Raw genomic sequence first — 15995 nt, 5'->3', positions numbered from 1 at the left:
TGGCACGACTGGAAAAAACCTGAACGGAAAAGGAAAAACCTCATACGACTAGGAATTGACCAAGACCACGCCTATGCATGGAGTCGAACTCGAAAAGGGGGGTGGGCGATTGCTCAGAGTCCAATTTTGGGGACAACCATAACTTTGAAACGCTTAAAACAAAAAGGGTATCAATCATTGACTGATGTTTATATCGAACTTAACCCATCTCTTTGCGAACCGCCGAGTACGTGACCCGTACGCTCGGTGGTGTGAGAGGCGCACTCCGTTCCATTAGGAGCGGAGCCGTCTACTCGATTGTAGGATGGTTTTTTAGCTTGTAGATTTTCCGACAATTATATTAATGAATTTAAAAGTTTATAGATTAAAATTCCTGAAAATATCCCAAAATACATCCAATAGATTCTATGCTTTTTTGGAATTTGAACGATTTGTTTCTCAATTAGTTTTCCATTTTTTTTTAAATATAATTCTAAATTCTTAGTGGCAAATAATTCGTATTTCGATTGTAATTCCCAATCCTCCGTTTGCATTTTTATTTTGTGTTCAGTTCCAAGAAGTGAAAACTTTTTTGAGACAGGTTCACCATTTACTAAAACTCTTTCTAATCCGTAAAAGGAATTAAAAAATTCAATTTTATTAAGGTTGATGTTAAATTCATAATATTTCATATTTGTATGTTCTTTTTTAAATGAGACTTCTTTAATTATTAGTTCTAAAATAAAATACTATGTTTTTTCAAAAGTTTGTTGTGCTAAACTATCCTACAACTAGTATATACACGCTAAACAATAGCGCCTGTCAAATCTATATGAGATGGATAGTCGCTATTCGATAGTGTATGTCCCTCAATTCAAATATATACTAATTTATTTACAAATAATTAATTAAATTGCCGAAGTTGTTTTTAGTTTTTAACCCAAAAAAAAACCTTGCCGTGGCAAGGTTTTCTGTTAAGTAATGCGCTATTTCTATTTAGTTCTTAGCATAACATATTTTTCAGAACTGGGTTTTCCTGACTGTATTCCTGATATTTCAGCGACAAGGCTGTCTTTTGAAACTTGGGTATAACTAATTTTTTGTGGGTAATCGTGTGTTGGGTTTTCAAAAACAAGTTGGTTTTCTTTCGTTTCCGTAAGTAGGAAGGCGACTGGTTTATCGTCGTTTTGGCCTCTTACATTGGCGTTATAACTTAATTGCTCTTCTATTTGCTGCAACACGATGGTTTCATAATGAATGGTGTCTTTTCCTTTTAGAAAAAAAGAGTGTCCATTATAAGTACTGTCGTTTACTTTTTTCCAGGTTTCGGTAAGTGTTCCATCCTCGGATTTGTTTTCCCATTGCCCTTGAAGCCAACGCGCCGTTTTTATTATATCTTTTTCGTTTTGATCTGGATCATCTGAATCTGTTTTTTTACAAGAAACGAAGATGGTTATTAGAACTAGAAAAGTAATTTTTTTATACATAGTGTTTTGAGATTGAGTTGTACTACAATGACTGTGCGAAATTATGAAAAAAGATCGTAAATAGCCCAGATAAAAGCGGCATCCTTTTTATCCTGAATTTGGTTCTGGGAAGTACTCTAATTCTTGGATAAAAAGGTATAGCGGATAGCTGGAAATAGCTCCAAAAAAAACTGTCGTGAAACTAGAGTTAACTATAAACTATTTTTCGTAATTTTGCACTCCAAATATAAGGACTAATAATATGTTAGATAGACTTCAAATAGTAAAACAACGTTTCGATGAGATTTCGGATTTAATCATTCAGCCGGATGTTATTTCTGATCAGAAGCGTTATGTGCAATTGAATCAAGAATATAAGACTTTGAAAGCTTTGGCTGAAAAGCGCGATGAATACGTGCTTGTGATGGCTAATATCGAAGAAGCAAACGAAATCATAGCCGACAATAGTGATGCAGATATGACCGAAATGGCCAAAATGCAACTTGAGGAAGCAAAGGAAAGATTACCAGAACTTGAAGAAGAAATCAAATTCATGTTGATCCCGAAAGATCCAGAAGACGCTAAGAACGTTATGGTGGAGATTCGTGCTGGTACCGGTGGGGATGAAGCGAGTATTTTTGCTGGAGATTTATTCAGAATGTATACTAAATATTGTGAAAACCGCGGTTGGAGGACTTCAGTTGTCGATATGAATGAAGGTACATCTGGTGGATTTAAAGAGGTGATTTTTGAAGTTACAGGTGAAGATGTTTACGGAACTTTGAAGTTTGAAGCGGGTGTGCACCGTGTACAACGTGTGCCACAAACAGAAACTCAAGGACGTGTGCATACATCAGCAGCGACTGTTATGGTTTTACCAGAAGCAGAGGAATTTGATGTGCAAATCGATATGAATGATGTTCGTGTTGATTTTTTCTGTTCTTCAGGACCAGGTGGACAATCAGTAAATACAACTAAATCAGCGGTTCGTTTAACGCACATTCCAACAGGATTAGTAGCGCAATGTCAGGATCAAAAATCACAACATAAAAATAAAGATAAGGCTTTTGGTGTTTTACGTTCTCGTTTATACGAGCAGGAATTAGCTAAAAAACAATCTGAAGATGCTACTAAACGTACTTCTCAAGTAAGTTCTGGTGACCGTTCGGCAAAAATTCGTACTTACAATTATGCACAAGGTCGTGTAACAGATCACAGAGTTGGATTGACTTTATATGATTTAGGAAACATCATGAATGGTGACATTCAGAAAATTGTTGATGAACTAGCCTTAGTCAACAACATGGAAAAGTTGAAAGAAGCTAGCGAAGTTTTTTAAAGATACAGCCTCATTTATTGAGGCTTTTTTTTGGAGCATACTCTCGTTTTGCTTTAAGGGTATGTTTTTTTTTCGGAATAAAAGCTGGTATCAAAATCACAGCTAAGCAAATACGAGTTTCCTTATTTAAGATCTATTCTCTCTATCGAAACAACCGCTGTAGGTAAATTATATCCTCCTGTTTTGAGGGCTTTGTAAATTTTTAATTGTAAATCTGATTTTAGCTGATCGCCTGGAGCTTTTATTTCATCAGTTCGATACCAATAATAAACGCCTATAGTCACTACATCATTTTCAATTTTTTCTACTATTGTTTTGTAATTTGGAATCTTTAGAACAAATTCATTTTCCATCAGAATTGAATTTATGAGCTGGAACGCCTCGTCAATTTTATCATCATGAGTAATACTAATGATAAAATGACTTCGCATGAGTGCATCAATTGTAAAATTCTCAAGGTTATTTTTTAGGATGGAAGCATTGGGAATATATGCGTCAATTCCGTCCAGAGTTTTAATTGTGGTCGAGCGTAAATTCATTTCAATAACTCGTCCTTTTACATTATCAATTTGAATTAGATCACCAATTCGAAACGGTCGTTGAAAAGCCATTAAAATTCCTGCTAAGAAATTTTCTCCTATATCTTTTAATGCAAATCCTATAATAAATGTACTCAAACCAGCAGCTGCTAAAATTTTATTGGTCACATCGTCAAATCCTAAAACACCTAAACAAATGACAAACAATATAATGGTGAGGAGTAATGAAATAATGCTTAGAATAAAATCGGCAATCAAAGGGTCATTGGATTTAGAAACAACAAATTTTGTAGCATATTTATTGATCATCCTAATAATCAATAAGCCCAACACTAGTACTACCAGTGAAAACAGTACATTAGGTAAATGGCTGATAAAACTAGTCCAACTTTGATTTATTGATTTATAAAAAATATCTATTTCTGAATTCATAGCTGTAGTATCTAATTTTTTTCGAACCTACTTTTATTTTTGACTTCTAATTCGTTTCCAAATTTTCAAGCGATTTTTAGCTCTGTTAGAAAAATACTTGTCTTCTGCTTCTCCTAAAACAAAGCCAACAGGCTTAAATTTTTCTGAATTATCAAAAAGTACTTTCAAAGATGCTGTGATGGGTAAGGCTAAGATCATTCCTGGAATTCCCCATAACATCGAAAATAAAATGATCGCTAGTATCGAAGCAAATGAATTTAAAGAAACTTTTGAACCCGTAATTTTAGGAGTTATAAAATTACCCTCAATAAATTGAATAAAACTAAAGATGGCAATTACTCCCACTGCATACCAATAAGAATCTTTTGTTGCTAAGGCGACCGCTGCTGGTAAAAGCGAACCAATGATTATACCTATATATGGAACTAAGAGTAACAAAGCACATAAGAAACCAAAGAAAAAAGGATAGTCAATTCCCAAAACTAATAATCCAACACTGTTTAATAAACCTACAATGACCATTACACTTCCCAGTCCTACTAAGTAGTTTTGTTGTACGTCATATAGTTGGCTTAACACAACTCTAGTATTCTTTCTGCTATTAGTAGTCGCTTTGTGTAAAAAACTTATTAGAAAAGTTCGATACAGCAAGAAAAAAAACATATACAAAGGTGTCAATATAAAATCGCTTAATATACTTCCAGATCGCGTTAATAATTCTAAAATACTATTAGAGTTTTCTTTTACAATTTTTTTTACTTCAATTTGACCACTTCCAACAATGTCTTCGCTTTTTACTCCGGTATAGTTTTCAGTTTGTATGATTAACAAGTGGATTTTTTGCATGATTTTATCATAATACATATCACTTTTGTCCAATATATTTTGAAATTGAATCCCGATTAAGGTGCAAACGAAAAAAATGATAGCGGTGAAAACTAGGATGGCAATGATAATTGAAAATATTCTGTTGAAATACAATCTCGTTTCAAAGAAACGCACTATTGGGTAAATCAATACACTTAGTAAAATGGCGAAAAAGATTGGAATCAAAAAATCTTTTAAAATATAAGATATAAATACAATTAGGGTAAAGGCTAGCAAGTCTTTAACGATATGTGTTTTAGTATGTATTGACTCCATAAATGTTTATTTTGAAAAAAAAATACTGTCTTTTTTTTATTAGTATCCAATCAAAGTTACTAATAAAAAAAAGACAGTTAGATAATTTTAAGCGGTGCTTATTAGGTTACAATGATAATTTTATTTTTTAATTGTATAAAATTTGTTCTTCACACAAATCAAGTAAATTATCATTGGAATAAATATATGTATTTAAGTTCTACTTTTCACTTCGGGTGTAAATTATGTGAATTTTAGTTGCTGTATCTTCTCAAAATCCAAGCCTGCGCTTCGTGTTTTAGAAGTATTCCCGTTAAAAAATCGGCAGTACCAAAATCATCTGTTTCATCTGCTTCTTTAATAAATTCTCTGATTTTGGCAGTTAACTCTTGGTGGTCAGATAATAATTCTTTTACCATTGCCTCCTTTGCTTCATGTTTTGAAGATTCTTTTAGGATAGATTCATCAAGAAACTCTTTCATCGTTCCAATAGTTTTTTCTCCTAGTTTACCAATGCGTTCAGCTACTTCGTCAACAATGAGTTCTATTTCGTTGTATTGACTTTCAAAAAGCTTGTGCATTTCCATAAAACTTTCTCCTGAGACATTCCAATGAAACTTTCTTGTTTTTTGGTATAGAACCATTTCACTGGCTAGAACAGTAGTTAAGTTTTTTATATTTGACTTCATTTCCTTTTGCGGTATTCCTAATTTTGTGTCCATCTTAAATGTGTTTTTCGTTGTGTTTCATACAAAGATAGGAAAGCACATAAGTAACAGTATTATAGAATTTGTTATGATTTTTACAAAATTCTAAGTTAATTAGAATCTAGTTCGTAAATTTGGCATTTGAACCTATACAACATGACAACACAAGAACTTATTGAGCAAATCAAAATAAAAAAATCATTTCTTACCGTAGGATTAGATGTTGATTTAAGTAAAATCCCAAAACACCTTTTTGATCTGGAAGATCCTATTTTTGAGTTCAATAAAGCGATAATTGATGCGACTCATGATTTATGCGTTTCCTATAAACCCAATACGGCTTTTTATGAAGCGTACGGAATTAAAGGATGGATGTCGTTGCAAAAAACAATTAATTATATCAACGAAAATTATCCGGATGTTTTTACCATTGCTGATGCAAAACGTGGCGATATTGGCAATACATCTTCTATGTATGCCAAGGCTTTTTTTGAAGATTTAAACTTCGATTCGGTTACTGTAGCTCCATATATGGGGAAAGATTCAGTGGAGCCATTTTTAGCTGTCGAAAATAAACATACTATTATGCTTGCCTTAACTTCTAACGAAGGTGCTTTTGATTTTCAAACCTTGAAAGTTGATGGGAAAGAATTGTACAAACAAGTTCTCGAAACATCTAAAACTTGGAAAAATTCCGAAAACCTAATGTATGTTGTAGGCGCTACCAAAGCCGAATATTTTACTGAAATCCGTAAAATTGTACCAGATAGTTTCTTGCTAGTTCCTGGAGTGGGAGCACAGGGAGGAAGTCTTTCAGAGGTATGTAAATACGGAATGAATGACAATATAGGATTATTGATTAATTCTTCGAGAGGAATCCTTTATGCTTCAAACGGAACTGACTTTGCCGAAAAAGCAAGAGCGGAAGCATTGAAAATGCAACAAGAAATGGAGCAAATTATTAGTTTAAAGTTCATTTGATTGTCTATAAAGAAATATCCTTAATTTTTCTTGCAGCTTAAAAGGTTAAAACCTTGGTTGCCCTCGTGAAACCTTTGCGTCCCTATAGCTATCGGGATTGCTGATAAATAAGATTGAAACACATAGAAACATAGAAAAAAAGCTTTGTATACTTTGCGGTTTTTAAAAAAAAAACATTTGCGGTTAGAATAAACTGTGTGGTAAAATTACATTATGAAAACACTAATCGATCAAATAGGAGCGACACATACTTTCGAAAACTCGCCTCAGAGAATCGTTTCTCTAGTTCCTTCTCAAACGGAATTGCTTTACGAGTTGGGGCAGGAATCTAAAATCGTTGGGATTACAAAATTCTGCGTCCATCCTTATCATTTTAAATCGACAAAGAAACTTGTTGGCGGAACGAAGAAAGTCCCTTATGAAAAAATCCGTTTACTAAACCCGGATGTAATCATTTGCAATAAGGAAGAAAATACTAAAGAAATCGTTGAAGAGTTAAGCAAGATATGTCCTGTTTGGGTGACCAATATTATCACCGTCGAAGATAATTTTCAGATGATAACTGATTTTGGGCAACTTTTAAATTGTCGTACTGAAGCGCAAAAATGGAACGACAAACTAGCTTTTGCCTTGAGCGATTTTCAAAACTTCATAAAAGACACTCCAATCAGAAAAGTGGCTTATTTCATTTGGAAAAAACCGTACATGGTTGCTGGCTCTGATAATTTTATCAATGAATTATTGAAGCTCAACCATTTCAAAAACATATACGATAGTAAAGGTCGTTATCCTGAAGTGGCGATTGAAGAAATTGTGCAAGATGGAGATCCAGACTTTATTTTTCTATCCTCAGAACCTTACCCGTTTAAAAAGGAAGATGGTTATGAGATAAGTAATTATACGGACAAAGCAGAAACGATTTTAGTAGACGGCGAGATGTTCTCCTGGTATGGTAGCCGACTTTTAAAAGCCTTTGATTATTTCAAAATGTTGCATAGAATTTTAGAAAAATAGTTCTGTTTCAGCTATGAAATATGCAGTTTAATCATTGTTGTTGAAGTAAGTATATTGTTAGCATTATTTGTACGCTAAATAAGTACTTGTATTAATATCATACTCTTATATGTTTTATTTTAATTCTGATTTGAAGTCCGTTATGTCATTTGTAATTATATTATTTTATAATTTATAGATGAAAAAAACTGGTAGGTACTGTGACGCAGTTTATTTTATATGTTATATTTTCGACTTTGCATTAATGAGTAGTTATTTCGAATAATTAAATCAATGGTTAAGTTACCAAAGATTTCGATTTAAAGGCAAGACGTAATAGTGCATTGTTAGTTTTAAATTAAAATTGGAAGGAAAAGAATAAAATATAAAATTTAAAATCAAAAGTATGGTAAGATCATTTCTGTTTTCACTTCTATTATGTAGTGCAATCTCGTTTGCACAAGAAGTGAATATTATCCCTCAGCCGGTGCAGGTCACTACAAAAGCAGGAAGTTTTGTCATTAATCCAAAAACAAGTTTAGTTGTTTCGAATAAAATCGATGATGCTAGTGCTTCTTTTTTGAATGAGTATTTGTTAAACTATTATGGTTTCAAATTACCAATCGTTAATAAAGCTTCTAGTGATTTCATTCAATTCAAAAGCTTAAAAAATATTACTGGATTAAAGGGAGAAGGCTATACTTTAAAAAGTGATAGTAAAGGAGTAGTCATAGAAGGTAATTCTGATATTGGTACTTTTTATGGAATGCAAACCTTGATACAATTGCTTCCAGTAGAAAAAAGTAATGCATTGAAAATTGCTGCTGTCGATGTACAAGATGAACCTCGTTTTGTTTATAGAGGAGCTATGCTTGATGTGGCGCGCCACTTTTTCCCAGTTTCATTCGTGAAAAAGTATATCGATTATTTAGCCATGCATAAATTAAATTATTTTCATTGGCACTTAACCGAGGACCAAGGTTGGAGAATTGAAATAAAAAAATATCCTAAACTTACTGAAATTGGATCCAAGAGAAACGGAAGTATCGTAGGTAGATATCCAGGAAAAGGAAATGACAATACACCTGAAGAAGGTTTTTATACGCAGGAAGAAGTAAAAGATATCGTTAAATATGCTGCGGATCGTTTTATTACCGTTATTCCAGAAATTGAAATGCCTGGACATAGTAGTGCTGCAATCGCTGCTTATCCTATGTTGAGCTGTTTTCCAAACGAAAAAACTGAAATTCCAGCAGCAATGATTTCGGAAAAAAGTAAACAAGAACTAGCAAACGGAAGAGTGAAGTTAGTTCAAGAAACATGGGGTGTTTTTACTGATGTATATGCGCCAACGGAATATACTTTCAACTTTTTAGAAGATGTTCTTGATGAGGTGATGGCTTTGTTTCCTTCAAAATACATTCACGTAGGTGGCGATGAGTCGCCTAAGGATGCTTGGAAAAGAAGTGAGTTCTGTCAGCAATTAATAAAAGAGAAGGGCTTAAAAGACGAACATGAATTGCAAAGCTATTTTATTCAACGTATGGAGAAGTACATTAATAAAAAGGGTAGAACTTTAATTGGTTGGGACGAGATTCTAGAAGGCGGGCTTGCGCCAAATGCGATTGTAATGAGTTGGAGAGGTGAAGAAGGAGGTATAGCTGCGGCCAAAGAAAATCACCAAGTGATTATGACTCCGGGGACACATGTGTACTTAGATCATTCTCAAACTAAAGAGGAGAAAGAAGTTACAATTGGTGGGTTTACTAATTTAGAGAAAATTTACAGCTATGAGCCTATTCCTAAAGAATTGAATGCGGAGCAAGGGAAGTATGTTTTAGGTGCTCAAGGAAATGTTTGGACAGAGTATATGATTAATCCAGCCAAAGTGGAGTATATGATCTTTCCTCGTTTGAGTGCATTAAGTGAAGTGCTGTGGTCTCCAAAGCAAAATAAAAATTGGCCTGCTTTCCAAGCGAAAATCGATACCATGAAAAAAAGATATGATATGTGGGGAGCTAATTACTATAAAGGAAAATAGTTTTCGCAATGAACAAATAATTATTGAATGCCCTCCAATTTATTGCGAGGGCATTTTTTTGTTTGATAGTTTTTAGTTGTCGGAATAAAAATAACTCCCTTTTCCCAAGCCGGATGAAGTTTCTATAATAGTTCGTAATCTAATTTGAGTTGATAAAACGTTTTATTTATTAAATATAAGTTTTGAAGTTTGTAGTTGTCTCATCGCTAAATAGGCGAGAATAGTTCTGTTCAATTCTGATAGCTTTTACCAACTGCGATTTATAGGGGGAAAATGACAGTTGATTTAAATCCTGTGCTCGGTTTTGTCTTAAAGGCAATTGTTCCTTTTAATGCCAGAATACGATTTTCCACATTTTGCAGTCCATTTTTTAAATTGACTTTTTCTAGAGTAGCTCCTATTCCGTTATCAGTATAATCTAAATGCAAATTATTTCCAACTTTTTTAAAGGAAAGTACAGCCAAACTAGCTTCGCTGTGTTTTTTCATATTGATTAGGAGTTCCTGAAGAACCCTGTATACTGTAATTTTTTTCATATCTGACAGGGCATGCCATGGAATGCTATCTGCACCATTAATCAAAATAGTGACTGAAGTTGTGCTGAAACCAGAAATCATTTCTTTTAGATTAGGAAGGAAATCGATACCCATTGGTATGATGCTATTTTCTTTTGATATGTTACGGGTTCTGGAATAGATGGTGTCAAGTTTGTCTAGAAGCAGGTCTTTGTTATGGGAGGTAGATAGATCATGTGTTTCCGAAAATACCATAGTTTGATACACATCGTTTGCTAGTTCATCGTGAAGTTTTTTAGCTATTCTCACTTCGGTATCATAAGAAGTTTTTAATTTTTCTCTTTTACTTTTTTCAATAAGATAGAAATATGTAAAACCAGTAACAGTAAGTATAGTTCCAAGTACAAAGTATAGGCTTAAAGTTGTGTTTTTTTGCAATTGCAGTTGCAATTCATTTTCAGCTTTTTGGGCTTTTAGGTTTAGAATCTCTTCTTTCCCTTTCTTAGAATCATATTTCATTTTTGCAAATTGATTTTTTGCCTGCTGACGTACTTTAGTGATACTGTCATTAATGTGTATGTAGGTGAGGGAATATAGTTTTTGCTGCTTACCAGTAGTGTTGTTTACAAGAAGTCGCAGTGAGTGTAAACGATCATTTACGCTATTTAGTAAAGTTGCTTTTTCATATGATTGTTTAGCATAGTACGATGCCAAGATTGGATTTATTTCGGCATAGTAAAAGTGGAGATGGAGATAGCTTGTAGTTAAACCCCAAGTGTCTTTATTTTCTTCTCTTATTTTTAAAGATTGATTTAAATACATGAGTGCCTTTGGGTTTCCTGTTTTAAAATAGCAGTATCCCAAATTATCGATTACTCTTGAAAATGTTTGTAGATCTTTTAAAACCTCTTTCTTTAAAGTTAAAGAAAAGAGAATTTGTATTGCTTTGTCATATTCGTTCTTCTCCATGTATAAAACTGCCATATTATTTTTAGACGCATTGCTTCGTGGTTTATCTGTCTTTAAATTAAGGGCTTTATTATAATAATAGTATGCATTTTCATGATCAAATGTATTTAAATAGTTATTACCTAATATCGTATATATGTTCCATTTAAAGTTGGGATTTGTTGTAGTTTCTACAATAGGCATTGCCTCCATTGCCGTAGACTCGCTGCCGCTAAAATCGCCTTGATTTTGTTGGATAGTAGCTAAATTCGAAATAGAGTAAACAAATTGTTTTGCATGTTGCTTTGGATTACAAGCTAATTTCGCCTTATTGAAATAGTAATAGGAGCTATCATATTTTGAACTTTCATAAAATTTTTCTCCAAGGGTGATGAGCTTTTCAATCTCACTAATATTGTTTTTCGTTTCCACAATGGGTTGTAGTTCTTTTTTACAGCCGAGGATAGTAAAAGTAAGTAAGATGTAAATTATGAAATGTAGCTTCTTTGATATCATAGGACTAAATTACTTCATTTATTCACGATGAAGAATTATTTGCTAGACTATTTTCAGGTCTATTCGAGGTTTAGTTATTGTGGCTTGTTCCAAGAGAAATAAAACAAAAAACCCCATCTCGCCAAGGCGGATGAGGTTTCTATATAAGTAAGTAATCTAAATTGAGTTTATAAAACGTTTATTTTACTTTATTAAGTACAGCTTTGAAAGCTTCTGGGTGGTTCATCGCTAAATCGGCAAGAACTTTTCTGTTCAATTCGATTCCGTTAGCTTTTACTTTCCCCATGAATTGTGAATAAGACATTCCTTCTAATCTAGCTCCAGCGTTGATACGTTGAATCCATAAAGCACGGAAATTTCTTTTGTTCACTTTTCTGTCACGGTAAGCGTAGCACATTGCTTTCTCTACCGCATTCTTAGCTACTGTCCAAACGTTTTTACGTCTACCAAAGTAACCTTTGGCTAATTTCATTATTTTTTTTCTTCTTGCTCTTTTTGCAACTGAATTTACCGATCTTGGCATAATTTTATTGTTTTTTTGTAGCAGGCGTCCCGAATTAAATCAAGAGAACTTAAGGCCGTACTCCAAGGTTATTTTAAATTGTTTTAACCTAAAGAATTTAAAAAAGTTTAAGTTTTCAGCTATTAGTATTCAGTTAGAAACTGCTTACTATTGACTGACTACTGCTTACTTAATTATATAATTCTTAATTGTTGTTTGATACTTTTCATGTCAGATTTATGAACTAGCGCTGAGTGTGTCAAAGCTAATTTACGTTTCTTAGATTTTTTAGTCAAGATGTGACTTTTAAAAGCATGCTTTCTTTTAATCTTTCCAGAACCAGTAACTTTAAAACGTTTCTTGGCGCTAGATTTGGTTTTCATTTTAGGCATTTTTTCCTAGTGTTTTAATTTATTCTTACTTACTTATCTTCGTGCTGAATTTATTTCAGCATCTTATCTTGTTTCAAATTTAATGTATCAAGTATAAAGTTGTAAAACTGAATACTAGAAACTGTAAACTGAATACTATTTTTTCTTCTTCGGAGCAATGAACATAATCATTCTCTTTCCTTCAAGAACTGGCATCGCTTCCACTTTACCAAATTCTTCTAAGTCCGTAGCTAATCTTAATAATAAGATTTGACCTTGATCTTTATAGATAATAGAACGTCCTTTAAAGAAAACAAACGCTTTCAATTTAGCCCCCTCTTTCAAGAATTTTTCAGCATTCTTTCTCTTAAACTCATAATCATGCTCATCTGTTTGAGGACCAAAACGGATTTCTTTAACAGTTACCTGTGTAGATTTCGCTTTAAGAACCTTATCACGTTTCTTTTGTTCGTAAACAAATTTCTTGTAATCCATGATTTTACAAACCGGTGGCTCTGCATTAGGTGAGATCTCAACTAGATCTAATTCGAACTGATCAGCTAGTCTTAGAGCTTCAGAAAGTTTAAAAACTCCTGGCTCAATGTTTTCACCTACAAGACGTACCTCTTGTACACCACGAATAAGATTGTTTATTCTGTGGGCATCCTTTTTTTCTACGCGAGGTTGATAACCTCTGTTGCTTCTTATTGCTATGACTTTATAATTTAAGTTAAACTGTAAATACTTTTAATGTTTTTTTGATTTCTTCGTCTACTATTGCAGCAAACTCTTCAATCGTAACGCTGATGTTCCCTTTTCCTTCCTGTCCATGACGACGGATAGATATGGTGCCGTTTTTCTCTTCTTCCTCACCTACAATCAGCATAAACGGGATTTTCTGCATTTCTGCATCTCTAATTTTCTTCCCTATTGTCTCACTTCTGTTGTCAACGAGGGCGCGAATTTCGTGATTTTCCAGCAAATCTAAAACTTTTTTCGCATATATTTCATATTTCTCACTCAAAGACAATATAATAGCCTGTTCTGGCATCAGCCAGAGTGGGAAATTTCCTGCTGTGTGTTCCAGTAAAATAGCTATGAATCGTTCCATAGAACCAAAAGGAGCTCTGTGAATCATAACTGGTCTATGTAATTCGTTATCAGAACCTTTGTAAGTCAAATCAAAACGTTCTGGTAGGTTATAATCTACCTGAATTGTTCCTAATTGCCATTGTCTTCCCAAGGCATCTTTTACCATGAAATCTAACTTTGGGCCGTAAAATGCAGCTTCGCCATATTCAACAACAGTACTTAGTCCTTTGTCTGCAGCGGCATTGATAATTGCATTCTCTGCTTTTTCCCAGTTTTCATCACTTCCAATGTACTTTTCTCTGTCTTCTTTGTCTCTTAAAGAGATCTGAGCAGTAAAATTTTCAAAGCCTAAAGAACCAAAGACATAGAGAACTAGGTCAATTACTTTTTTAAACTCTTCATCCAGTTGTTCTGGAGTACAAAAGATGTGTGCGTCATCCTGAGTGAACCCACGTACACGTGTTAGTCCATGTAATTCACCACTCTGCTCATATCTGTAAACTGTTCCAAATTCAGCATAACGCTTTGGTAGATCTTTGTATGACCAGGGTCTTACATTGTATATTTCGCAGTGATGAGGGCAGTTCATCGGTTTCAATAAAAATTCTTCTCCTTCATGCGGAGTAGATATTGGTTGAAAGCTGTCTGCTCCATATTTAGCATAATGGCCAGAAGTTACATAAAGTTCTTTATGACCTATGTGCGGAGTAACTACTTGCTCATAACCTGCTTTTTTCTGTGCTTTTTTCAAGAATTGCTCTAATCTCTCTCTAAGTGCAGCTCCTTTAGGCAACCATAATGGCAAACCTTGACCTACTTTTTGTGAGAAAGCAAACAATTCAAGTTCTTTTCCTAGTTTTCTATGATCACGACGTTTTGCTTCTTCAAGTAAAGCTAAGTATTCTGTTAGGTCTTTCTGTTTTGGAAATGAAGTTCCGTATACGCGTGTTAGTTGCTTGTTTTTCTCATCACCTCTCCAGTAAGCGCCCGCAACACTCATGATTTTCATCGCTTTGATGATACCAGTATTAGGAATATGTCCTCCACGACATAAATCGGTGAAAGTGTCATGATCGCAAAACGTAATCGTTCCGTCCTCAAGATTAGTAATCATCTCGGTTTTGTAAACGTTGTCTTTGTATAGTTCTAAAGCGTCTGCTTTAGAAACAGGACGAAGTTTGAATTCGTGTTTTCCTCTTGAAATCTCAAGGACACGATCTTCTATTTTCTTAAAGTCAGCTTCGGTTATTTTGTAATCTTCAAAATCTACATCATAATAGAAGCCATTATTAATCGCTGGTCCAAGTGTTAGTTTGATACCAGGATACATTTCCTCCAGAACCTGTGCCATGACATGTGAAGTCGAATGCCAAAAAGCTTTCTTCCCACTTTCGTCATTCCATGTATATAATATAAGACTGCCATCCGTTGTCAAAGGAGTGGTTGTTTCAACTGTTGTACCATTAAAAGATGCCGAAATTACATTTCTGGCAAATCCTTCGCTAATGCTTTTAGCAACATCCATCGGGGTTACGCCTGCAGCGAACTCTTTAACTGACCCATCGGGCAAAGTAATCTTAATCATTGTTTGTTAATTTAAGAATGCAAATATAGTTGATTACAAAAACACAGACAATAGATAGTTAAGGTTTGTTCTATATATAGATGTAAAAACAAAGCGCATAAATATTCTTTACTATATATTAGGAGTCGCAACTTTTTCTCAGAATCTATTCTCTGCTCCCGAGACTTCTGGGCGCTAGAATCTACCTCTCCGTCCCTTCTCGTGCGTAAAGACGAGCTCGATAGGATTTCCACTGCTATGAGGGCTAGGGGAGTTGTTTTTAAGATGACGACTTCAATATTGTCGATAAGGTTTCTAAAAACACACACACCTATATATAGAGGTATAGAAAGCAAAACTACTAATTATAGTAGTTGTCAAGAGTAGTAAGTTTGTCTTGCTAATTATAAAGTATTAGCAAACACGCCGTATTTTCAACGAAACAACGCAAACCACGTCCACAAAGTCTCCCTCTCCTTTGGAGAGGGTCGGGGAGAGGAGAAAACTTTCCTTTTCAAAACACCTATTTCCAGCGAGTTAAATCCAAGGTTAAGAAAACGTGAAAAAATAGTTTATCAAAAGTATTGTTTAACGGTATAAAGGTGCTACTTTTGCACCCGCAACAGCGAATAAGTTCATAAGAATATTGACAGGTTATAGAGGGGTTTAGGATTGGAATTATTTCTAAAATAAATCAAAATAAAGCTTGTGAGATTCGAAATTGCTTATTACATTTGCAGCCCGCAAAACGCGCAATGTTCCTTGAAAGACTGCAAAGAAAAGATAAAGAAATGAGGATTTAAATCTTCGAAAAAAAACTTTAAATTTTTCTTGCGAGAAACAAAAGACTTTGTTACTTTTGCACCCGCTTCGGGAAACATGTTTACA

At 34.1% G+C, this 15995-nt stretch carries 14 protein-coding genes and 1 pseudogene; 5 read left to right on the top strand and 10 right to left on the bottom strand.

Going from position 1 to position 15995, the window contains the following annotated elements; all coding sequences use genetic code 11:
• Window positions 1-234: pseudogene (locus E0F98_RS15795) on the top strand (group II intron reverse transcriptase/maturase); the annotation flags it as partial.
• A 101-nt stretch (window positions 235-335) separates the two neighbouring features.
• Here the strand turns inward: E0F98_RS15795 and E0F98_RS15790 are convergent.
• Both E0F98_RS15790 and E0F98_RS15785 read right to left on the bottom strand, forming a co-directional pair.
• Window positions 336-671, bottom strand: a complete 336-nt coding sequence (locus E0F98_RS15790) for a hypothetical protein (RefSeq protein WP_132113210.1) — start codon at window positions 669-671, stop codon at window positions 336-338.
• 300 nt (window positions 672-971) lie between these two features.
• Window positions 972-1466, bottom strand: a complete 495-nt coding sequence (locus E0F98_RS15785; protein WP_132113207.1) for a DUF6265 family protein — start codon at window positions 1464-1466, stop codon at window positions 972-974.
• A 241-nt stretch (window positions 1467-1707) separates the two neighbouring features.
• Here E0F98_RS15785 and prfA point away from each other — a divergent pair, with 241 nt between their 5' ends.
• Window positions 1708-2784: a peptide chain release factor 1 gene (prfA, locus tag E0F98_RS15780; RefSeq protein WP_132113204.1), complete on the top strand. Its 1077-nt coding sequence runs from the start codon at window positions 1708-1710 to the stop codon at window positions 2782-2784.
• 122 nt (window positions 2785-2906) lie between these two features.
• Here the strand turns inward: prfA and E0F98_RS15775 are convergent, their stop codons facing one another.
• The 3 genes from E0F98_RS15775 to E0F98_RS15765 form a co-directional block, all read right to left on the bottom strand.
• On the bottom strand, window positions 2907-3755 hold the full coding sequence (locus tag E0F98_RS15775) for a mechanosensitive ion channel family protein (RefSeq protein WP_132113201.1): 849 nt from the start codon (window positions 3753-3755) through the stop codon (window positions 2907-2909).
• Between the two features lie 33 nt (window positions 3756-3788).
• Window positions 3789-4898, bottom strand: a complete 1110-nt coding sequence (locus tag E0F98_RS15770) for an AI-2E family transporter (RefSeq protein ID WP_132113198.1) — start codon at window positions 4896-4898, stop codon at window positions 3789-3791.
• A 233-nt stretch (window positions 4899-5131) separates the two neighbouring features.
• Window positions 5132-5599, bottom strand: coding sequence for a Dps family protein (locus E0F98_RS15765; protein ID WP_132113195.1), 468 nt, complete (start codon window positions 5597-5599; stop codon window positions 5132-5134).
• Between the two features lie 141 nt (window positions 5600-5740).
• Here E0F98_RS15765 and pyrF point away from each other — a divergent pair, with 141 nt between their 5' ends.
• From pyrF to E0F98_RS15750, 3 genes are all read left to right on the top strand, one after another.
• A complete protein-coding gene (gene pyrF / locus E0F98_RS15760; protein WP_132113193.1) occupies window positions 5741-6565 on the top strand; it encodes an orotidine-5'-phosphate decarboxylase in 825 nt (274 codons plus the stop codon).
• 213 nt (window positions 6566-6778) lie between these two features.
• The gene (locus E0F98_RS15755) at window positions 6779-7579 is read left to right on the top strand and encodes an ABC transporter substrate-binding protein (RefSeq protein WP_132113191.1); all 801 of its coding nucleotides are present in this window, start codon (window positions 6779-6781) and stop codon (window positions 7577-7579) included.
• 385 nt (window positions 7580-7964) lie between these two features.
• Entirely contained in the window at window positions 7965-9599 is a 1635-nt protein-coding gene (locus E0F98_RS15750; RefSeq protein WP_132113189.1) for a beta-N-acetylhexosaminidase, read from the top strand.
• A gap of 260 nt (window positions 9600-9859) precedes the next feature.
• On the opposite strand, the gene E0F98_RS15745 is transcribed toward E0F98_RS15750, so the two are convergent.
• From E0F98_RS15745 to thrS, 5 genes are all read right to left on the bottom strand, one after another.
• Window positions 9860-11578, bottom strand: coding sequence for a tetratricopeptide repeat-containing sensor histidine kinase (locus E0F98_RS15745; RefSeq protein WP_132113187.1), 1719 nt, complete (start codon window positions 11576-11578; stop codon window positions 9860-9862).
• Between the two features lie 178 nt (window positions 11579-11756).
• Window positions 11757-12101 carry a 50S ribosomal protein L20 gene (rplT, locus tag E0F98_RS15740; protein WP_016990536.1) on the bottom strand — a complete coding sequence of 115 codons (345 nt, stop codon included), beginning with the start codon at window positions 12099-12101 and terminating at the stop codon, window positions 11757-11759.
• A 173-nt stretch (window positions 12102-12274) separates the two neighbouring features.
• Entirely contained in the window at window positions 12275-12472 is a 198-nt protein-coding gene (gene rpmI / locus E0F98_RS15735; protein ID WP_007136182.1) for a 50S ribosomal protein L35, read from the bottom strand.
• Window positions 12473-12607: 135 nt separating this feature from the next.
• On the bottom strand, window positions 12608-13165 hold the full coding sequence (infC, locus tag E0F98_RS15730; RefSeq protein ID WP_394336299.1) for a translation initiation factor IF-3: 558 nt from the start codon (window positions 13163-13165) through the stop codon (window positions 12608-12610).
• A gap of 16 nt (window positions 13166-13181) precedes the next feature.
• Window positions 13182-15128: a threonine--tRNA ligase gene (gene thrS, locus E0F98_RS15725; RefSeq protein ID WP_132113184.1), complete on the bottom strand. Its 1947-nt coding sequence runs from the start codon at window positions 15126-15128 to the stop codon at window positions 13182-13184.
• Window positions 15129-15995: the final 867 nt, after the last annotated feature.

The organism is Flavobacterium hiemivividum (genome assembly GCF_004349145.1).
In the GTDB taxonomy this organism is placed as follows: Bacteria; Bacteroidota; Bacteroidia; order Flavobacteriales; family Flavobacteriaceae; genus Flavobacterium; species Flavobacterium hiemivividum.
The sequence above is the reverse complement of the archived record's forward strand: the minus strand, read 5'-3'. Positions and strand labels throughout refer to the sequence as shown.